The following is a 19,653-nucleotide window of genomic DNA, read 5'->3' as shown; positions in this document are numbered from 1 at the left end:
CGGGCTCGATCACCGCTATCCCGACGCGATGTGGCTTATGTTTCGATGTGTTTTTGAGCACTGACCGTTTTTTCCCGTGCATGGCAAGTTTCACTGTTGTCGTTGGCGACCCCGACTCCGGGTCGTCCTACCAGCTCGAGGCAGCAGAACAGGATGCAAACCGATTCGTTGGGAAGGCCATCGGCGAGGAAGTCGACGGCAGCGCCGTCGGCCTCGACGGCTACACGCTCGAAATCACGGGCGGCTCCGACGACGCCGGGAGACCGCTCAACGGAGAGGTCGCCGGTGCGAACCTAACGGAAGTCCTGATGGAGGGCCGACAGACGGGTTTCCGCCCGTCCCGTGACGGCGAACGCCGTCGGATTACCGTCCGCGGTAGCGAGGTTTCGGACGCCGTCGCACAGATCAATGCCGCAATCGTCGGCCGCGGCAGCACCGACATCGACGACCTCCTCGGCGACGACGCCGACGAGTAACGACCCGCCGACATTTTTCCGCCAATGGCAGATCGAATTGCGAGCGACCATCCGTCAGTACAGACGGTTCGGTCGACGTGTACGGAGACCACAACGGGCGTCCAACTGGAACTTCCCGCCGACGAACAGGACGCGTTCACGGCGGACGAAGTCGTCAGAATCGTCCTCGACGGCGACGAACTGTTCGCCCGTATCGAGCGCGCGCTAGTCGACGACACCCTCATTGTTACCGGCATCTACGAGACGCCGTCGCTCGCCCGCGACCCGAGCGGCGGCACCGATCGACTCGCCGAGTGGGCCGATAACCACAGCATCGATCCCGGCAGTTCAGTGCTAGTGGATATCGTCGAACCGGACTACCTCTACGGGCTCCGCGAACCCGGCGCAACGGCGTACTACGACGCGTACGAACCGCCAAGCGAGAGCCTCTCGTCTATCGCGGAGAATCTCGACGAATAGCGGACGAGAAAAGACGCACTCGAAAACGAATCACGGACCTCAGTACCGCGCCAGGAACGCGGAGAGCAACAACCCGAACGCCAGTTGTTGGATCATCGTCTCTTCGACCATCGACTGAACGGTCGCGTCCTCGGCGATCGAGTACTCTTTGGTCCGTACCTTCTGCTGCAATGTGAGATACCCCGCCTCCTCCAGGGCGTGTAACGCCGGATACACCGTCCCCGGACTCAACGTCGTATCGAAGTACCGCGACAGATCCGACAGGAGTTCGTCCCCGTGGGTGCCATCGTGGAGTGTGATGAGCACCAGCAGGATCTCATCGAGGTTCTCTTTGATCAGTTCGTCAGTGAACTCGATATCCTCGGTCGGCAAGACTGAAAGCGCCTGTGCCAGTAGGTCGTCGAGTTCACGCTCGACATCGTCAGGTAGGCCGTTGGTTGTGGCGGGAGACGGCGATTGCCCCCCTGCCGTCTCGGCCGCGGCCGTCTTCGAGAGTGCTTCGAAGACGGACTCAGTATTCTGTGTATTCTCACGCATGCACGATCACCCATTTGTGAATGGTATCGCCCGTCACCCAGCCACGCACTGCCGAGAACGGCGAATACCAGTCACGTCGAGTGAAGGTCTGGGTCTACCGGTGTATAAACGACAGGGAACCGACCATACAGAATACAGATAAATCAAGAAATCTGAATTAACATAATAACTGTCTGTTGTCTCCGATAGTGTGGATATAATATTCTATAGAGAGTAGTGTAGTGTATGTTTAGTTATATTCCGAATAGGACTACATACAAGCTTATTTTGGTGGGTTAGTTTTATTTTGATAAGTGTTATGGCCGTCAAGGGAGTAATTACCGCTGACAACCAATGTAGCCACGATACCCCGCGCATCTGGAAGCTACAGCGTTCGTGCTGAATCGACATTCGTACGCTACTAGACAGATCGGAAAAATGAGCCGAGAGTTCGGGTCCGACTCCCTAGTAACGGTCGCAGTATCGCGACTGCGTTGCAGAGTTTTCCCTGCAGTCTCAATCGACTGGTAGTTTTCGAACTGCACACCACACCATGTCGACTGACAACGGCGGCCTTTTCCACGTCCAGAGCCAATTGATGGGCATGACGACCGCACGCGAGGAGTTCCTGGCCGGTGACCGGCCCGACGATATCGCACTGTTTCTGGCCGACTCGTACGTCTCGGACGACCGACTCGAATCGTTCGGCCAGGCGGTCGATAACGGCGTTCTACTCGTCGTCGACGGGGAACGCGGCCGGAACGCGTTCCAGGCAGCGACCGGAAAGCAGGCCATGGAGTTCGCCCAGTCCGCAATGAGTGTCGAAGGGGTCATCGACGGCGATCTCACGGACGGACAGTGTCCGGACGACGGAGCGAATGATGAACCCGAAGCGGAGACCACCGCCTCCGGCGACACCCACGATCCGCAGTTCATTTTCGCTTTCGCCGAGGAGCAAAACGACGACGTTGGCGGCATCTACGCCGAGGGGGATGTCGTCCACGCCTACGCACAGTGTACCTGTGGAACAGCTTACTCCGACCGCTGGGCGCTGCAGAACTAACTCGCCGTCCCTTTTTCCGTTTCACCGCGAACGACTGAATCGCCGCGCTAGACAGTCGATTGAACTCGTGACTCGGAACACGATGCAATCGGCGTTCCGAATCCGGGAGTTGCTCTGGTGCCTCGTTCAGCGAATCCGCCACGTAGGCGTTCGCGTATCGCTTGAGGAGAGCCTCGTCGCCCTGCACGACGAGTTCATACGTCTCCCCGAGATCCGCGAGGGATATCCTGGTCGTATAGGATTCGTGGAGGCAGATGCTGGAATCATTAAGCGGGGACACGAGCCCTCAAAAGCGGTAGCAGTGCTGCGTTCACACGCAGCCGTCGTCTCCGATCCGTTTCAACCCGTTGAAAATTACTCGACAGTCACCGTTGGCTGAGGGTCCGTCTGACGTAAGAACTATACTGGCGGCCCCGGTGGGTAACGCCAATGGGACTTATGAGCAAAATTCTCGGCGGCAGCCAGTCCCGGACCGCCGAGGACTACGTCGAACTGAATCTCGACGACGTTTCGGCGAGTTCAGCCGACGCGGCGGCGATGCAGGTTCACATCGCGGAAGTCGGCAGTCAGGCTGATGCGATCGATATCAAGGACGCGATCTACGACGGCGATATCGTGATTGCGGACATCACCCGACTGCGCACCGAGGATAGTACGGTCGAACACATCGTCGACGAACTCCGGCAGGTCGCACAGGAGGTCGACGGCGACATCGTCCGCAAGGGCGACGATCAGATGATCATCACGCCGACCGGCGTGCGCATTAGTCGCGAGAAGTTGGGACAGCAGTTGTAATCGGTGTCTCTATCTCCGTCGCGATCGATTTCTGTACTGGACTGAACTGGACCCACTTTTACTGCCCGCTTTGTCACCCGCACCCGATACAGCGTCGTGACCGTCGGTAGTGCTTTGCCGCTCGAACACATCACCGAAACGCATGGATGTCATCCACACGGCGCTCTGGGTCTCCGATCTCGACCGAACGCGCGAGTTCTACTGCGACGGCCTCGGGCTGACCGAGAACTGGTCGTTCACGACCGACGACGGCGTCGAAAACGTCTACATCGGCGGCGAGAACGCGGAGTTCCAGTTCAAGTACGATCCCGAGGGCGGCCCCGATATCGACTCGGGAACGATGGCCCACGTCGCCGTCGGCGTCGAGAGCGCGGACGATACCTTCGAACGCCTGCTCGAACGAGCGGACCCGGCCGTGCAGGCGGAGCCGGAGACGATGGCCCATATCGACCGCCGCGTCGCGTTCGTCGAAGACCCGAACGGTTACGTCGTTGAACTCGTCGAGCGACTGGATCGGTGACGATTCGGCCGGTAGCCGCCGTCTGAGCGAGGGTCGCGGCAGCGAATCAGACACGGTATGTCCCCACAAACCATTGTGAGAACCACTCAACGGCCATAAATCGGCCAGTACACCGGATAGCAGCAGATCTGACCGGTAAGAAGGAGAAAACGATAATACTTTTCCATGGGCGACGGAAATTCCAGGGTATGGCAGACGACCTTAAAAAAGGGCTCGAGGGTGTGCTGGTCGCAGAGTCTGACCTGAGCTCGATCGACGGTGACGCGGGACGGCTGATCTACCGCGGCTACACGATCGAGGACCTCGCCCGTGGCGCATCCTACGAGGAAGTCCTCTACCTCCTCTGGCATGGCCACCTCCCGAACGCGGACGAACTCGCGTCGTTCACCGATGCGCTGACCGAGGAGCGGACGGTTAGCGACGACGTGCTCTCGACGATGGAACGCCTCGCCGACGCCGAGGAACGGCCGATGGCCGCGCTCCGAACCGCCGTCTCGATGTTCTCGGCGACCGAACCCGAGTCGGACGCCGATCCCGAGGATCTCGATGCGACGCTCCGGCAGGGGCGGCGCATCACCGCCAAAATCCCGACCGCACTCGCCGCCTTCGAACGCTATCGCCTCGGTGACGAGCCAGTCGATCCCCGCCCCGACCTGGGACTGGCTGCCAACTTCCTCTACATGCTTACGGGCGAGGAACCGGACGACATCGCCGCCGAAACGTTCGACCAGGCGCTCATCCTGCACGCCGACCACGGCCTGAACGCCTCCACCTTCACGTCGATGGTGATCGGTTCGACGATGGCCGACATCTACAGCGCCGTCACCGGCGGCGTCAGCGCGCTCTCCGGCCCGCTCCACGGCGGCGCGAATCAGGACGTCATGGAAGTGCTGATCGAAATCGACGAGAGCGACCTCGATCACCGCGAATGGATCGAACAGGCCACCGAGGAAGGCCGTCGGATTCCTGGCTTCGGCCACCGCGTCTACAACGTCAAGGACCCCCGAGCGAAGATCCTCGCAGAACGCAGCGAAGAACTCGCCGAAAACGGCGAATCCAAGTGGTACAACTACACCACGACCATCGAACAGTACCTCACCGAGGAGAAGGGCTTAGTCGAGAAGGGAATCGCCCCGAACGTCGACTTCTATTCGGGCTCGGTCTACTACCAGCTCGGCATCCCGATCGACATGTACACCCCGATCTTCGCCATGAGTCGCGCCGGAGGCTGGATCGCACACGTCCTCGAATACCAGGAAGATAACCGCCTCATCCGCCCACGTGCCCGCTACACCGGTCCGGACACACGGGAGTTCGTCCCGATCGACGACCGATAACGGGCATCGCGTTCGACCGATCGATCGGTCTTTTTTGGCGAGCATCGAGCACCGATGCAGTGAATTGCACTTCCCTACAGGGAGAGAGACGTATCATGCTCGAAATAGTACACCTCCTTTCAGCCACAGATGACAGCCGTCCGCCGGATGTCTGACACCCCATCTTTCCCGCCGCAGTCCGGCGATTTCACTTTCACTTTGGAGGGGTGGGTTTTATGGTTCCTGCGTTCCCGTCTACACTCGCACGTCACACGCCGTGCATTCCCTGTTCCCTGTCGTGTTGCCGGACCGGCAACACGCTCCTGTCCTGTCGGGGTGGGGGTGGGGCCACCCGCTCGAGTCTTCCCCGACAGTCTTACAGTAGTTGCCCGATAGTCACGCATATGCTCGATCTTACTGCCGTTCTCGAGGCTATCGACCGAGTCCGTGAAACATCCCGACACACACCACTGGAATATTCACACACCTATTCGTCGATGACCGGTGCCGACGTCCACCTGAAACTCGAGACCTTCCAGCGCACTGGCTCGTTCAAGATCCGCGGTGCGACGAACCGCGTCGCGACGCTCTCGGACGCCGAGAAAGACGCCGGTGTCGTTACCGCGAGCGCGGGGAATCACGCCCAGGGCGTCGCCCTCGCCGCGACGCGCTCCGGCGTCGATTCGACGATCGTCATGCCCGAGCACGCCCCCATCTCGAAGGTCAAGGCGACCCGCAATTACGGTGCCGAGGTCGTCCTCGCCGGCACCGACTACAACGAGGCCGCCCAGCGCGCACACGAACTCGAACGCGAGGAGGATCGGACCTATGTCCACGCCTTCGACGACGAGTTCGTCATGGCGGGCCAGGGAACGATCGGCCTCGAGATTCTGGAGGACTGTCCGGACGTCGACACCGTGGTCGTCCCGATCGGCGGCGGGGGACTCATCAGCGGCGTCGCGACCGCAATCAAGGAGCGCAACCCGGACGCCCGCGTTATCGGCGTCCAGGCGGACGGTGCCTCGAGCGCGGCGAAATCGCTCGAGAAGGGAGAGCGGATCGCGCTCGACGGCGTCGACACGATCGCCGACGGAATCGCGACGCGGAGCGTCGGCGAGAAGCCGTTTCGCCACATTCAGGAGTACGTCGACGAGGTCGTCACCGTCTCGGATCCCGAAATCGCCGTCGCGACGGTCTACCTGTTGGAACGGTCGAAGACGCTGGTCGAAGGCGCTGGCGCGGTCCCGCTCGCCGCCCTGCTGTTCGAGAAGTTCGACTACGACGAGGGCGAAACCGTCGTCCCGGTCCTCTCCGGGGGGAACATCGACCTCAACACGCTCACCAACGTCATCGTCCGCGGCCTCGTCGAAACCGGTCGCTACCTGAAGATTCGGACCGTCCTCAAGGACCAACCCGGCGCGCTCGAACAACTGCTCGAAATCTTCACCGAGTACCAGGTCAACATCTACGCGATCCACCACGACCGCACCTCGCGGGAGGTCGAGATGAGCGATACCGAAGTCGAAATCGAACTCGAGATGCGCGGTCCGGACCACGTCGACGCGTTCCTCGAGGCGCTTCGCGAGGAGGGGTACCCGGTCGATACGCTGGCATAACCAGGCCGCTCATCGCGGAGTGAAGCCGTTTCGCTTGCATTTAAGGCCGGTCGGAGAGAGGTGGTGCCTATGAAACGGATCATCGAAACCGACGCGGCACCCGCCGCCGTGGGCGCGTACAGCCAGGCGACGACCAACGACTCGCTGCTGTTTACGGCCGGCCAGATTCCGCTTACGACGGACGGCGAAGTGCTCGACGACGAACCGATCGAAACGCAGGCCGAGCAGGCGCTCGACAACCTCGTCGCGGTACTCGAGGCCGAGGGCGCGGCTCCCTCGGATATCCTCAAGGTCACGGTCTTCCTCGACGACATCGAGTCGTTCGACGCGATGAACGAGACGTACGCGAGTTACTTCGACGACGAGCCGCCGGCCCGGAGCGCGATCGAGGTCGCCGCGCTGCCGAAGGGCGTCGGGATCGAAGTCGAAGCGATTGTGTCGCTCGAGTGACCGGCCAGCGACTCAGTCAGACTCCAGTGAGCGCATGAATCCACGGCTCAAATCAGCCTTCCTGTGGGGTGCGGTCGGCGCGATGGCGTTTCTGACCCTCCTCCAGGGGTACGCCCTGGTCGTCGAGCCGCTGGTGTCGATCGGCGCGGGAGTCGTCATCGCCGTCTGCGTCGGAACCGCGGCGGGTATCGGCGCCTACGTTCTGGAGCACCGTCTCGCAGCGCGGGCGACGGCAAGGTCGGACCCCAACTCGTCGTCCGACGGTAAAAGTAAGAGTTAAACGACGGACGTGGTTACGGATAAGTGAGCCAGGATGGCCGAACGGTAAGGCGCACGCCTGGAAAGCGTGTTCCCTTTGGGATTCAGGGTTCAAATCCCTGTCCTGGCGCTTTCCATTACGTTCTCTCCGAGGGTGTTTGACTCCGAGCGGAGCCACCCGTCAGCCCCACGTCTCGCACGTGTGTCGCTGCGTCGGATACCGGTGCATACGGACCGCTGACAGTCGGTTCCAGCGCATCCGCGCCCGTCTTGGGGTGGCCGGGAAACCGGTACAGCCGACCGTCCGAAGCCTCACCGCTCGAGTTCAGCGGGCGCGTCCGTTGCGATCCAGCAGTTGGCTTCGTCGCGGTCTCTGATCTCGAATAGTCCGTCTTGCCTGACCACGGTTTCGTAGCGGCCGCCCTCGGTCTCGGTTGCGGTCATCCTGTCGCGAACTCCGCCGAGGATCCCTATCGTAACGATGGCCCTACGACCGGCGCTCGTGATGGTAAGGAGGACATACGCGGAACGAAGACCGTCTTTCGCTCGCGATTGTCCCGCACGCAACAGTATCGCACTCGCGAGCGGACAACGCTTTAGCCGTGCCACGCGATGGGGACAGTATGTGCGGTCGCTATACACTCACCCTCGAGCGAGATGAACTCGAGGATCGATTCGGGGCACGGTTCGCGCCCGGGGCCGACGCGACGGCCGACTCGAGTTCGGGTTCGAAAGCCGAGTCGTTCACCCCGCGGTACAACATGGCTCCGAGCCAACAGCTGCCGGTCATCACGAGTGACGCGCCGGAGACGATCCAGCGCTTCGAGTGGGGATTGGTTCCCTCGTGGGCGGACGACGATGCCGGTGGGATCATCAACGCGCGTGCGGAGACGGTGGCCGAGAAGCCGAGTTTCCGGGATGCGTACCGACAGCGGATTCCTGGTGGCGAAACGGCGGAATCCGGAGTCGGGTCCGACGCCGGTTCCGAACCCGAACCCGAACCCGAGACGCCGGCTGCAGGTCGCTGTCTCGTGCCGGCAGACGGGTTCTACGAATGGGTCGAGACCGACGACGGCAAACAGCCTTACAGGGTCGCGTTCGAGGACGACCGGCCGTTCGCTCTGGCCGGCTTGTGGGTCCGCCGCGAGCCGGAGCAGGGGGCCGAGACGACCCAGGCCGGCCTCGACGCGTTCGGCGGCGGCACAGCTGACGCGCCCGAACGCGGTCCGCTCGAGACGTTCACCATCATCACGACCGAACCGAACGAACTCGTGGCGGATCTGCACCACCGGATGGCCGCGATTCTCGATCCGGCTGACGAACGGCGGTGGCTTTCGGACGACGACCCGTCGGACGTTCTCCAGCCCTATCCGGCCGAAGAAATGCACGCCTATCCGGTCTCAACCGCGGTCAACGACCCGAGTGTCGAGTCACCGTCGCTCGTCGAATCGACGCGAGCGTGACTCGGTTATACTTAAATATGGAGGGGTTTTTCGTTCCGTGACCCATCCTCGTGCGTGAACGAGTTCATCGCTGTGGATCGATCACCGGCGCGCACTACTGTGGTTTTCTCGGCTTCGGGTGGGTCTCGTTCGACAGTTGAAATGCGTCGATAGCGATGGATTTATGTAGAATCACAATCAATGGTTCGTCTGACTATGAGCCAGCGAATGCAGCAGGGACAGCCGATGATCGTCATGAGCGAGGACTCCCAGCGCGTCAAGGACAAGGACGCGCAGGATTACAACATCAGCGCCGCTCGCGCGGTCGCTGAATCCGTCAAATCGACACTCGGCCCGAAAGGGATGGACAAGATGCTCGTCGACTCGATGGGGTCGGTCACCATCACCAACGACGGCGTCACCATCCTTCAGGAGATGGACATCGACAACCCGACGGCCGAGATGATCATCGAGGTCGCCGAAACGCAGGAAGACGAGGCTGGAGACGGCACCACGACCGCCGTCTCGATCGCCGGTGAACTCCTGAAAAACGCCGAGGACCTCATCGAGCAGGACATCCACCCGACGGCGATCATCAAGGGCTTCCACATGGCGAGCGAGCAGGCCCGCGAGGAGATCAACGACATCGCGACCGAAGTCGACACCGAGGACGAGGACCTCCTGCGCTCGGTCGCCGAAACCTCGATGACCGGCAAGGGCACCGAGGTCAACAAGGAACACCTCGCCGAACTCATCGTCGAGGCCATCCGCCAGGTCACCGTCGAGGACGACGAGGGCAACAACGTCGTCGACCTCGAGTTCCTGAACATCGAGACCCAGACCGGTCACAGCACCGGCGAATCCGACCTCCTCGAGGGCGGCATCGTCGACAAGGACCCGGTCCACGACAACATGCCCACCGAGGCTCAGGACGCCGACATCCTGCTGCTGAACGAGCCCATCGAGGTCGAAGAGACCGACATCGACACCGAAGTATCGGTTACGGACCCCGATCAGCTCCAGCAGTTCCTCGACCGCGAAGAGAAACAGCTCCAGGAGAAAGTCGAGCAGATCGCCGACCTCGGTGCCGACGTCGTCCTCTGCCAGAAGGGCATCGACGACCTCGCACAGCACTACCTCGCCAAGGAAGGTATCCTCGCCGTCCGCCGCGCGAAAAAGAGCGACCTCGAGTTCCTCTCGGAGGTCGTCAACGCGGCCATCGTCTCCGACCTCGGCAGCGCGACCGCCGCGGACCTCGGCCACGGAGACCTTACCCGCGACGATGAAGACGAACTGTTCTACGTCGAGGGCGAGGACGCCCACGGCGTCACCCTCCTGCTGCGCGGCTCGACCGACCACGTCGTCGACGAACTCGAACGCGGCGTCAACGACGCGCTCGACGTCGTCGCACAGACCGTCTCCGACGGCCGAGTCCTGGCCGGCGGCGGCGCAATCGAAGTCGAACTCGCCTCGCGCCTGCGCGACTACGCTGACTCCGTCTCCGGTCGCGAACAGCTCGCCGTCGAGGCCTTCGCCGACTCGCTCGAACTCGTCCCGCGCGTGCTTGCCGAGAACGCCGGACTGGACTCCATCGACACGCTCGTCGACCTGCGTGCGGCCCACGACGAGGGCGACGTCGAAGCCGGTCTGAACGTCTTCACGGGCGATATCGAAGACACCAACGAGACCGGCGTCGTCGAGCCGGCCCACGCCAAAGAGCAGGCAGTCACGTCCGCCGCCGAAGCGGCGAACCTCGTGCTCAAAATCGACGACATCATCTCCGCCGGCGACCTCTCGACCGACAAGGGAGACGACGAAGGCGGCGCACCGGGTGCCGGCGGCATGGGCGGTATGGGCGGCGGCATGGGCGGCATGATGTAAGTCAGGCCGCGATACTCACTGCCAAAACCCTACCCGCACTCGCAACCGAACTCGACCCGCGTTTCGACCACGCATTATCCGGTCCCGACGTGACATTCACATTTTCGTCCGTACTCCGTACTCCGTCCTGACTGAAGCACACGCTTTGGACTCTTGGGACCCTTTGACCCCTGCAGAGCGAAACCAGACCAGACTACGATAACTACCGAACCGACAACCCCGATCCGTCTTCGGCCTCGCTGAACTCGAGTTCGATTTCGAGTTCGCGCTCGCGCTGTTTCGTGAACTCGATTTCGACTTCGATTGGTTCGCGGTAGTCGAAGGGAATTTCCCAGTCCGAGCCGGCGACGGTGACGGTCGTCTCTGCCTCGAGTTGATCCGCGAGGTCGCGAAGGAACGTGGCGGTCTCCTGTCGGGACAGGTAGATTTCCCGTTCGAAAAAGCCGTCCGTAATCGTTCGGGAGTCGCGGTCAGTGTCGTCGGGGACGTTGACGCGGTCGCTCATACGAACGGAGTACGACGACGACGGGTATAAACCTGGACCGACGTACACGAAATCCGGTAAGTACGAGTTCCGTACCGGCACAACGCTTCTGTGGGCACGCATCAAATGTGAACGTATGTCACTCATCGAGGCGATGGGCAACGGCACTCGACTCGAGATCCTGCGGGAACTCTCTCGGGAACCGAAGTACGTCTCGGAACTGACGGACGCGATCGGGATGGACGGCAAGACGGCGGCACACCACCTCTCGACGTTAGAGGAGGCCGAACTGGTCGATTGGTATATGCGGGGGAATCGGAAGTACTATCAGCTCACGGCGGCCGTGGAGTTGCAACTCGCGCCGCCACCGGAACGGACGTTCGTCCTGCAGGCCGATCCGATCAGCGAGACGGATCACTCCAGTTCACAGCCGTAGGTATCGACGGGTGCTACCGCTCGTCTCGGCAGTGTCTCACCGCCGTGTATAGAATTCCACTGAACTCGTCTATACGGGCTGATAGCTATATGCGCTCTTTCGTCGTGGAATAGGTATGATCGAGGCCGCGCTCGAAGAGCTTATCGAGTCACAGGGGGAGTGGATGGCGTACGTGGTACTACTTCTGGGGGCCATCGTACTGACGTATAGCGTCGAAAAGCTCATCAGCTATCTCACGCGCGCGGCGCTCGGTCTGGGCGTCTCGATCTTCGCACTGGCGATCGTCTTTACGGGCATCGAGTTCGACGACACGGCGATCGCACTGGTGTTCGGGGCGGGAGAACTCGAGCAGGTGGCACTGGGAACGGCGCTCGGGACTGCGCTGGCGATTACGGGGATTACGCTCGCCGGTGCGGCGATCTATCGGCCGTTCCCGGCCGAGATTCCGCGGGATTATCTGCTGTTGCTCGCCGTGTCGCCGCTCGTACTGGTCCCGTTTCTGTTCGTGGAGACGTTAACCGTCGTTCACGGAGTGGCGCTTGTCGGCATCTTCATCGTGTGTTTCGGGTATATCGTGTCCCGAGAGTTCCAGCGCGACGTGCCGGTCTTTCGGGACTCGGAGATCGCAGAGCGCATCGAAGCGGACGGTGGCGTCGCCATAGACGAACTCAAGATCTCGGATGTCAATATCAGGACCGTCTTGGAGGAGATTCCGGAGGATCGGTACGTCGCCGACCGGGCGTACGAGGGGCTGTTCTGGCTCGGACTGGCGATCGTGTCGCTCGTCGGTATCGTCGCAGGGGCGATCCTGCTCGAGACGAGTTCGGAAGTGATCGTCGAGGCGTGGGGGATCGAGGAGACGGTGTTCGGTGCGACCGTCCTGACGCTGGTGTTGACGTTCGAGAACCTCCTGTTGACGATCGAGCCGGTCCGGCGGGGCATTCCGGAGATCGGGATCGGTCACATCGTTGGGAGCGTGATCTTCTCCGTGACGGCGAACGTCGGCGTCATCATGTTCGTCGGAGACGTGGTGATCCCGCGCGCCGTGATCGTCTTTCACCTCCCGGCGGTGATTGCACTGACCGGACTCGCCGCGTATTTCGTTTCGACCGGACGACTCCGCCGGTGGCACGGATACACGCTCGTCGGCCTCTACGTCGCCTACTGGCTCGTCGCGCTGCTCGTCTTCGGCGGGATTCCGGCTCCGGGCTAAGGACGTTTCACGTCGTCTCGAAACGTCTTGCATCGTCTCGAATCGGCTCGCGTCGTCTTGCATCGGCTCGCGGCATCTCACATCGTCTTACAACAGCTCGCAGTATCTCGAATCGGCTCGCAGCGCGTAACCGATTTGCTCACAGACCACCGCTTTCGGACCGGCGTTTCGAATTAAGTGTCTCCCCACGTTTAGACGCGTATGGTCGCCCAGGAAGCAGCCTTCCTCGGTCTATTCCTTCTCGGGGTGGTGACGGTCATCTACTCCGTCGAGGTGTTCATCGACGCCGTCGCCCGAAGCGCGGTCTCGCTCGGCGTCTCCGGGTTCTTCCTCGCGGTCGTTCTCGCCGGTGTCGACCTCGAAAACGGCGTTCTCGGCGTTACGGCAGCCGCGGTCTCCCTGCCCGATCTCGCACTCGGAACCGTCTTCGGTGAGGCGCTGTTCGTCCTCGCCGTCGCCGTCGGTATCGCCGGGCTGCTCGTCCCGTTCCGCATGGACGTTCCGACCGTCTATCTCGCGCTCCTCGTTCTCGCCCCGCTCCCGGCGTTCGTGTTCTCGCTCGGCGGAACGATCGATCGAATCGACGGCGTCGCGCTAACGTTGCTGTTCGTCCCGTTGCTGGTCGGCATCTACTGGTACGAGCGCCGATCCGAGACGACGTACCTGCTCGCGGACGAACTCGAGGACGTTATCACTTACACGGACGAACCGAACGGCCGAACCCCACCGACGGAATCGACCGACGGCGAGACACCCGTCGAGTACGACGGCTCCGGCGACGAAGCGGACGGTCACTCTCCCGTACCCCAGGACACTACCGATGACCGACCGCCGGTGATCGCCGACGAGCAGTCGGAAGCGGGCGAGGCACACGACGGGCGAGACTTCGATCTCGACGAGTTCATCCTCACTCCGACCCTCGACGAGCGCAGTGGCGCGTTCGCCCTCGGCGTCGCCGTCGTCGCGACCGTCGGTCTGACCGCGGGTTCGCTGCTCACCGTCCTCAGCGCCGAGGCCATCTTCGTCGCGTTCGGCATCTCCGAACTCGCCTTCGGCGCGACGGTCCTGAGTTTCGTCGCCTCGATCGAAGAACTCGCACTCACCGTCGAGCCCGTTCGGCGAGGCCGCCCTGAACTCGCGGTCGGGAACATCGTCGGGAGCACAGTCTTCTATGTGACCGCAAACGCGGGCCTCATTGCCGCTCTTCACTCGGTCGAGACGACGGGCGCTGTGATGACAGTTCACTGGCCGGTCTTTCTGGTCTGTTTGTTCATCGTAACGAGCATGCTGGCGCGTGGCCGCGTAACCCGTCTCGGCGGTGCAGTGTTGCTCGTCATTTACGGCGGCTACTGGGCCCTAAATTACACGTTATGAATTATGACCGCGAATACACACGAGAACGATCACAGTTGGAGCGGACTGATACGGACTGCTGTAAGTCATTACCGGCGCAACCGCGCCCGTCCTGCGGTTGCGCCGGTAAATCGTTACAGCAGACCGTCTGAGACAACGCTGTCGAGTCCGCCGACGGTCACGCCGATGATGACCAGTAGCCGAGCCACTTGTCCGGGTGAGCGGCCCGAACGGTTCGTTAGGAGCGGTCGACGTCGAGTTCGAACTGCTCGTTCTCGGAGACGGCGTTGAGGACGACGCTCGTGTTCGAGGCTTTGATGTCCGGATCTGTCAGTAGCTCCTTGATCTGGTCGTTCATGCCGTCCGTGTCTTTGAACTTGCCGATAGCGATCACGTCGTAGTCGCCGGTGACTTCGTAGACGCTGATCATCTGGCGGTGGTCACGGAGCGTGTCTGTAATGTCCGGGAGCGCGTTCCCTTCGACCTGGAGCTGGATGACGGCGGTAACGTCGTAGCCGACCGCATCGTAATCGATTCGAGGGGTGTAGCCCTCGATGACGCCCTGGTCCTCCAGATCCGAGAGGTGGTTCGAGACGGTCGTCACGGAGACGTCGAGTTCTTCGGCGAGGCTGCGGAGGCTCGCGCGCCCGTCGCCCAGAAGGGCATTTACTAATTTTGCATCGAGATTTTCGTACGTCATCACGTCCATCCACTCAGCCTGGCCTTTAGAAATTTACGAATATACAATTCCGACGGAGTGATCGAAGATTTGCTTAGAGCAGTAGGGTTTTAGTCGGCGAGTTACTTGGCTACCACGACGAGAAAGATGACAAGCGGAAACATTACGAGTGCTGAACAGGAGGTTCTCGACGAGATCGAGGCGAACAATATCGACTTTCTTCGTCTCCAGTTTACTGATATTCTTGGAACGGTAAAGAACGTCTCGGTCCCTGCGCGTCAGGCCGAGAAGGCATTTACCGAGGGCATCTACTTCGACGGTTCTTCGATCGAGGGGTTTGTCAGGATTCAGGAATCGGACATGCGACTGACGCCCGATCCGGAGACGTTCGCAATCTTGCCGTGGCGCGATCGCGACGAGGGCGCATCCGCCCGGCTGATCTGCGATGTCGTGAACACCTCGACGGGCGAGCCGTTCGAGGGCGATCCGCGCTACGTGCTCAAGCGGGCTCTCGACCGCGCCGAGGAGATGGGGTACACGGTCAACGCCGCGCCGGAACCGGAGTTCTTCCTGTTCGAGGAGGACGAGGTGGGTCGCGCGACGACGACGACCAACGACGCGGGCGGCTACTTCGACCTCGCGCCGAAGGACCTCGCGAGCGACGTGCGCCGGGACATCATTTACGGCCTCGAGAGCATGGGCTTCGAGGTCGAGGCCAGCCACCACGAGGTCGCGGAGGGCCAGCACGAGATTAACTTCGAATACGACGACGCGCTGACGACGGCGGACAACGTCGCCACCTTCCGCACTGTCGTTCGCGCCATCGCCGCCCAGCACGATTACCACGCGACGTTCATGCCCAAGCCGATCCCGAAGATCAACGGCTCGGGGATGCACACTCACCTCTCGCTCTTTACGGAGGACGGCGAGAACGCGTTCCACGACGGCGACGACGAGTTCGACCTGAGCGACGAGGCTCGCGCCTTCACCGCCGGCATCCTCGAACACGCGCCGGCGATCACGGCGGTCGCGAACCCGACGGTCAACAGCTACAAGCGGCTGGTTCCGGGCTACGAAGCGCCGGTCTACGTCGCCTGGTCCGACCGCAATCGCTCGTCGTTGATCCGCAAGCCGGCCGCGCGCGTTCCCGCCGCCTCGCGCGTCGAACTGCGCTCGCCGGACCCCTCGTGTAATCCGTACCTCGCCATCGCAACGATGATTCACGCGGGCCTCAACGGGATCGAGCAGGACCTCGAGTGTCCCGATCCGGTTCGGGAGAACATCTACGAGTTCGACGAGGAAACGCGCGAGGAGTACGGCATCACGACGCTGCCGTCGAACCTCGGCGAGGCCGTCGACGCCTTGGAAGCGGACGAGGCTATCGTCGACGCACTCGGCGACCACGTCAGTTCGAAGTTCGTCGACGCAAAGCGCCAAGAGTTCGAAGAGTACCTGGTCGACGTCTCCCAGTGGGAACTCGATCGGTACCTCGAAACGTTCTAATCAGCCGATACCGAGCCGTTTTCTACAGCGTTTCCCGCCGATCGGGCGCGTTTCTCTCGCCGTTTTGTGCGATCGGTCCGTTTCGGTCCGTTTTCAACGTTCGAAATCGCCTTCCGACAGAATCAGGACCGCCACTGCCCGATCCGATTTCGCAACCGGCCCGGCAAGCCAAGCAGCGAAACGCCCGCGCCGATCAGGACCATGAGGATGTAGACGCCGAGCGTCGACGTCCAGACGACAAACATCGCGAGGATCGCCCACCCGCCGTCGAGGAACCGAAACGCGGCGATCGCCATGAGCGTCCCGTAGAGCAAGACGAGATACGGCCCCCAGCCGTGTGCGTGGCTGTGTCGAACGCGACTGCGAACGTACCGCTTGAGTTCGCCTTCGAGGGAGTCGCGCTCGACGGTTCGGCGTTCGACGTTCGACTCGAAGGTATCGACGCGGTCGCGCAGGCGCTCGATCTCCTCGCGGAGCGCTTCGGGGTCGTCCGATCGGTCTCGCGTTCGAGCGCTCGCGCGACCCCGCCCGGCGCGACTGAACTCGTCAGTCGGTCCGTCCGGTCCGTCGCTCGCGGTCGTTTCGGTCGGGTCCGAGCGGTCCGCCGGCGTCCCCTCGTCGGCCCCCGTGGCGTCGTCGGTCATCGCTTCTGGTCGAATCTGTCGAGCGCCGGGACTTTGTAGCTGCCGATCCACTTCACGGTCGGCGAGGACCGCGTTACAGACCGCCCCGAAGACGAGTATAATCGCCCCGGCGTACAGCCAGATGAGGACGAGAAAGACAGCTCCGAGGGCCCCATACAGTGCGTAGCCGCCGGCGAACTCGACGTACAGCGAGAAGGCGTGACTCAGCACATACCAGCCGACCGCGGCGAGAAGCGCTCCCGGCGTCGCCTCGCGAACGTCGACGCCCGCGTCGGGAAACACGACGTACAGCGGGAGAAACGTGACGAACAGGCCGAGCACGATAAACAGCGGCCCGATGACGCGAAGCAGTGGGACGAACTCGACCAGTACTTCGAGCGTGCCGACCAGCGTGAGCCCGACCGCGATCACGAGCAGGACGACCATGGCGTCCCAGAACGTATCCAGAAACGACTTCGACGCCACCGTTCCGTACACCGCCGAGAACGCCCGATCGAGTCCGCGGAACACACGACTCGAGCCCCAGAGCACGCCAAGCGCCCCGACGACGGTCGCGCTCTGGCGACCCGTCTCGTCGACGATCGTTTCGGCGAGCAACTCTTGGGCCGCCGGCGTGAGAACGTCGTTCGCTGCGGTCGTTATTCGGTTCGCGAGCGTTTCTCCACCCAGCGTCGCGGCGACGCCGAGTGCGAGCAACATCAGCGGGACGAGCGAGATGAACGCGTAGAAGGCGACGCCGGCCGACAGCAGCGTCAATTGTTGGGTCCGTGCGAGGCTGACGATCCGTCTCGCCGTCTCGAGTTCAGCTTCCCTGCGATCGAGCACGTGCGTCTAGACGCGGGGAGCGACCAAATACGGGTGGGGCGCGGCTTCAGGGCCTCACTCGATCACTCGAGGCTCGCCGCCGTCGCCTCGCGGATCTCCCCGACGCTCGCGTCCGTCTTGAACGTCGTGCCGCCGTAGTGGGCCCGGGAGGCGGCATAGCCCGCGTCCCGCAGGTCGGTCAGGAACTCGTCCATCGCGTTCGCGGGGAGTCCCCAGTTGCGACAGAGTTTGTGCTGGTCGTAGTGGGTCGGCTCGTCGAGTTCAGTTTCGAGCGTCGTGCACAAATCCCGCGCCTTCTCGGCCGTACCGAACGCGTCGGGGACTTCGTCGCGAACCGCGGCGACGAACTCCGAATCGCAGACCGAGCCGAGCCAGACGGGTCCCGCGGTGAGCATACGATTCCCGCCGCAGTGGGGGCACTCCTCGATCGGATCTGCGTGCAGCCCGAACTCGTGTTCGCGGTAGAGGCAGTCCTCGCAGTGGGAGATGTGGCCGAGGGTGTCGATCGCGGCGTCGGCGGCGGTGGCCTTGTGCTCGAGTTCGAGGTAGGTTCGGACGTAGTGGCTGGTCGCGTGGGTGAGGACGGGTTCGACGCCGACGTCGAAGCGGGCGGCGCTGCGGGCGAGCGCGGAGAGGAGGATGCGGACGCCCATTTCGGCGTGGTAGTCGGTGTTTCGGGGTACTGCGGAGTACGACCGGACGCCGCTGTTGAAGTGTGCGCCACACAGCGGGGCGGTGTCGGTCGCGGTGACACAGACCAGGTCGCGGCAGTTCGCGAACGCGGCGTCGGCGAAGGGCATCGGCGTTCCGTAGGGGTCGAGGTCGATCACGTCGAAGACCTGCTCGTGCATGAGGGCGTTGACGTTGCGGTGTTCGACGGTCGCTCGTGACTCGCAGTCGTTGCGAGCGAGATTCGCCCGTGCGAGTTCGACCGCGTCCTCGTTGACGTCACAGCAGGTCACGTCCCAGCCGTCTGCGGCGGCTCGAACACCGCGGATTCCGCTGGCGGTCATCGCGTCGAGATAGGTTTCTGCGCGGTCCTCCCGCTCGCGGTAGGCTCGCAACGTCGCGATCGTCAGATCTCGATTCAGTTCTTGGCGCGGGTTGTAGAACACCGACTCCTCGATACCGTCCGTCTGCTCTCCGGGGACCTCGAGTTCGAGTTCACCCTCGGTGACGCGCATAGTGATTCTCGTCGGTAGCGGACGAAAAGCGACGTGGTCTGGCCTGCCGGTGTCCGTGGCGCGCGGACAACCAAACCGACTTTACAGTCCGGGACACAGTCACGACTGTGCCGGATGCGACGCCCGTCGAGCGCTGGCAGGCCCGACTCGAGGAAACCAGCGAGTTGACGCCCGAACTCGTCGATCAAATTTCGCGTCTCCACGGTGATCGCGGCGTCCGGGCGATCGAGGCCGTCGGCGAGAACCGGGTCAAGACCTACCGCGACTTTACGATCGTCGTCGGCTACGACGACGAGTACATCGTCGAGGACGGCGGCTGTACCTGCAAGGATAGCGAGTTCAATCTCGATGCCGACGACCCGACCGACCTCTGCTGGCACGTTCTCGCGGTTGCGATCGCTCGACGGGTGGGTCACGTCGACTATCACGATATGTGGTATTCGGACGTTCGAGAGCTGCTGTGACTGTGAGTGGGACTGTGGCTGTCCGCTGTCTGCGACCGTGACTGTGAACGTGTGAGAAGCGGGCTGGGGCGGAGTG

Annotated in this window: 23 protein-coding genes and 1 tRNA gene; 18 read left to right on the top strand and 6 right to left on the bottom strand. The window is 62.3% G+C overall.

What is annotated here, in order from left to right; translation table 11 throughout:
* Positions 1 to 80 precede the first annotated feature (80 nt).
* Together SM755_RS07425 and SM755_RS07420 are read left to right on the top strand one after the other, a co-directional pair.
* Positions 81 to 476 carry a 30S ribosomal protein S6e gene (locus tag SM755_RS07425; protein WP_323172108.1) on the top strand — a complete coding sequence of 132 codons (396 nt, stop codon included), beginning with the start codon at positions 81 to 83 and terminating at the stop codon, positions 474 to 476.
* A gap of 24 nt (positions 477 to 500) precedes the next feature.
* Positions 501 to 935, top strand: coding sequence for a hypothetical protein (locus SM755_RS07420; protein ID WP_323172107.1), 435 nt, complete (start codon positions 501 to 503; stop codon positions 933 to 935).
* Between the two features lie 39 nt (positions 936 to 974).
* Here SM755_RS07420 and SM755_RS07415 read toward each other — a convergent pair whose 3' ends face one another.
* Positions 975 to 1,472 (bottom strand): helix-turn-helix transcriptional regulator, encoded by a 498-nt coding sequence (locus SM755_RS07415; RefSeq protein WP_323172106.1) that lies wholly within the window; start codon positions 1,470 to 1,472, stop codon positions 975 to 977.
* Between the two features lie 583 nt (positions 1,473 to 2,055).
* Between SM755_RS07415 and SM755_RS07410 the strand changes: the two genes are divergently transcribed.
* From SM755_RS07410 to SM755_RS07370, 9 genes are all read left to right on the top strand, one after another.
* Positions 2,056 to 2,514, top strand: a complete 459-nt coding sequence (locus SM755_RS07410) for a DUF5807 family protein (RefSeq protein ID WP_049903686.1) — start codon at positions 2,056 to 2,058, stop codon at positions 2,512 to 2,514.
* A gap of 82 nt (positions 2,515 to 2,596) precedes the next feature.
* Positions 2,597 to 2,893 carry a hypothetical protein gene (locus SM755_RS07405; RefSeq protein ID WP_323172105.1) on the top strand — a complete coding sequence of 99 codons (297 nt, stop codon included), beginning with the start codon at positions 2,597 to 2,599 and terminating at the stop codon, positions 2,891 to 2,893.
* A gap of 50 nt (positions 2,894 to 2,943) precedes the next feature.
* Positions 2,944 to 3,309: a cell division protein SepF gene (gene sepF, locus SM755_RS07400; protein WP_323172104.1), complete on the top strand. Its 366-nt coding sequence runs from the start codon at positions 2,944 to 2,946 to the stop codon at positions 3,307 to 3,309.
* A gap of 142 nt (positions 3,310 to 3,451) precedes the next feature.
* Positions 3,452 to 3,829, top strand: coding sequence for a VOC family protein (locus SM755_RS07395; RefSeq protein WP_323172103.1), 378 nt, complete (start codon positions 3,452 to 3,454; stop codon positions 3,827 to 3,829).
* 188 nt (positions 3,830 to 4,017) lie between these two features.
* A complete protein-coding gene (gene citZ, locus SM755_RS07390; protein ID WP_323172102.1) occupies positions 4,018 to 5,166 on the top strand; it encodes a citrate synthase in 1,149 nt (382 codons plus the stop codon).
* Positions 5,167 to 5,549: 383 nt separating this feature from the next.
* On the top strand, positions 5,550 to 6,761 hold the full coding sequence (ilvA, locus tag SM755_RS07385; protein ID WP_323172101.1) for a threonine ammonia-lyase: 1,212 nt from the start codon (positions 5,550 to 5,552) through the stop codon (positions 6,759 to 6,761).
* Positions 6,762 to 6,830: 69 nt separating this feature from the next.
* A complete protein-coding gene (locus tag SM755_RS07380; RefSeq protein WP_323172100.1) occupies positions 6,831 to 7,211 on the top strand; it encodes a Rid family detoxifying hydrolase in 381 nt (126 codons plus the stop codon).
* A gap of 34 nt (positions 7,212 to 7,245) precedes the next feature.
* Entirely contained in the window at positions 7,246 to 7,491 is a 246-nt protein-coding gene (locus tag SM755_RS07375; RefSeq protein ID WP_323172099.1) for a hypothetical protein, read from the top strand.
* Between the two features lie 27 nt (positions 7,492 to 7,518).
* Positions 7,519 to 7,599: transfer RNA gene (locus SM755_RS07370), tRNA-Ser, on the top strand.
* Between the two features lie 182 nt (positions 7,600 to 7,781).
* Here SM755_RS07370 and SM755_RS07365 read toward each other — a convergent pair.
* Positions 7,782 to 7,913, bottom strand: coding sequence for a hypothetical protein (locus SM755_RS07365; RefSeq protein ID WP_006107914.1), 132 nt, complete (start codon positions 7,911 to 7,913; stop codon positions 7,782 to 7,784).
* Positions 7,914 to 8,092: 179 nt separating this feature from the next.
* Here SM755_RS07365 and SM755_RS07360 point away from each other — a divergent pair, with 179 nt between their 5' ends.
* The gene (locus SM755_RS07360) at positions 8,093 to 8,932 is read left to right on the top strand and encodes an SOS response-associated peptidase (protein WP_323172098.1); all 840 of its coding nucleotides are present in this window, start codon (positions 8,093 to 8,095) and stop codon (positions 8,930 to 8,932) included.
* Between the two features lie 207 nt (positions 8,933 to 9,139).
* A complete protein-coding gene (gene thsB, locus SM755_RS07355; protein ID WP_006665736.1) occupies positions 9,140 to 10,792 on the top strand; it encodes a thermosome subunit beta in 1,653 nt (550 codons plus the stop codon).
* Between the two features lie 202 nt (positions 10,793 to 10,994).
* On the opposite strand, the gene SM755_RS07350 is transcribed toward thsB, so the two are convergent.
* Entirely contained in the window at positions 10,995 to 11,297 is a 303-nt protein-coding gene (locus SM755_RS07350) for an amphi-Trp domain-containing protein (protein ID WP_323172097.1), read from the bottom strand.
* Between the two features lie 115 nt (positions 11,298 to 11,412).
* Here SM755_RS07350 and SM755_RS07345 point away from each other — a divergent pair, with 115 nt between their 5' ends.
* The 3 genes from SM755_RS07345 (at position 11,413) to SM755_RS07335 (ending at position 14,299) form a co-directional block, all read left to right on the top strand.
* Positions 11,413 to 11,712, top strand: coding sequence for a winged helix-turn-helix domain-containing protein (locus SM755_RS07345; RefSeq protein WP_323172096.1), 300 nt, complete (start codon positions 11,413 to 11,415; stop codon positions 11,710 to 11,712).
* 115 nt (positions 11,713 to 11,827) lie between these two features.
* Complete coding sequence (locus tag SM755_RS07340; protein ID WP_323172095.1) at positions 11,828 to 12,925, top strand: sodium:proton exchanger; 1,098 nt, start codon at positions 11,828 to 11,830, stop codon at positions 12,923 to 12,925.
* 201 nt (positions 12,926 to 13,126) lie between these two features.
* Positions 13,127 to 14,299: a sodium:calcium antiporter gene (locus SM755_RS07335; protein WP_323172094.1), complete on the top strand. Its 1,173-nt coding sequence runs from the start codon at positions 13,127 to 13,129 to the stop codon at positions 14,297 to 14,299.
* Positions 14,300 to 14,516: 217 nt separating this feature from the next.
* Here the strand turns inward: SM755_RS07335 and lrp are convergent, their stop codons facing one another.
* Positions 14,517 to 14,978: an HTH-type transcriptional regulator Lrp gene (gene lrp / locus SM755_RS07330; protein WP_006107903.1), complete on the bottom strand. Its 462-nt coding sequence runs from the start codon at positions 14,976 to 14,978 to the stop codon at positions 14,517 to 14,519.
* Positions 14,979 to 15,104: 126 nt separating this feature from the next.
* On the opposite strand from lrp, the gene glnA reads away from it, so the two are divergent.
* Positions 15,105 to 16,460 (top strand): type I glutamate--ammonia ligase, encoded by a 1,356-nt coding sequence (gene glnA / locus SM755_RS07325; protein ID WP_323172093.1) that lies wholly within the window; start codon positions 15,105 to 15,107, stop codon positions 16,458 to 16,460.
* A 122-nt stretch (positions 16,461 to 16,582) separates the two neighbouring features.
* Here glnA and SM755_RS07320 read toward each other — a convergent pair whose 3' ends face one another.
* Positions 16,583 to 17,929, bottom strand: coding sequence for a YihY/virulence factor BrkB family protein (locus SM755_RS07320; RefSeq protein WP_323172092.1), 1,347 nt, complete (start codon positions 17,927 to 17,929; stop codon positions 16,583 to 16,585).
* A gap of 62 nt (positions 17,930 to 17,991) precedes the next feature.
* Positions 17,992 to 19,113 carry a tRNA (guanine(26)-N(2))-dimethyltransferase gene (locus SM755_RS07315; protein ID WP_323172091.1) on the bottom strand — a complete coding sequence of 374 codons (1,122 nt, stop codon included), beginning with the start codon at positions 19,111 to 19,113 and terminating at the stop codon, positions 17,992 to 17,994.
* Positions 19,114 to 19,220: 107 nt separating this feature from the next.
* On the opposite strand from SM755_RS07315, the gene SM755_RS07310 reads away from it, so the two are divergent.
* On the top strand, positions 19,221 to 19,577 hold the full coding sequence (locus SM755_RS07310; protein WP_006665727.1) for a zinc finger SWIM domain-containing protein: 357 nt from the start codon (positions 19,221 to 19,223) through the stop codon (positions 19,575 to 19,577).
* Positions 19,578 to 19,653 lie beyond the last annotated feature (76 nt).

The sequence above is a fragment of the Natrialba sp. PRR66 genome (assembly GCF_034808065.1).
Classification (GTDB): domain Archaea; phylum Halobacteriota; class Halobacteria; order Halobacteriales; family Natrialbaceae; genus Natrialba; species Natrialba aegyptia.
Note: the sequence above shows the minus strand (reverse complement) of the source record. Positions and strands in the feature narration are given on the sequence as shown.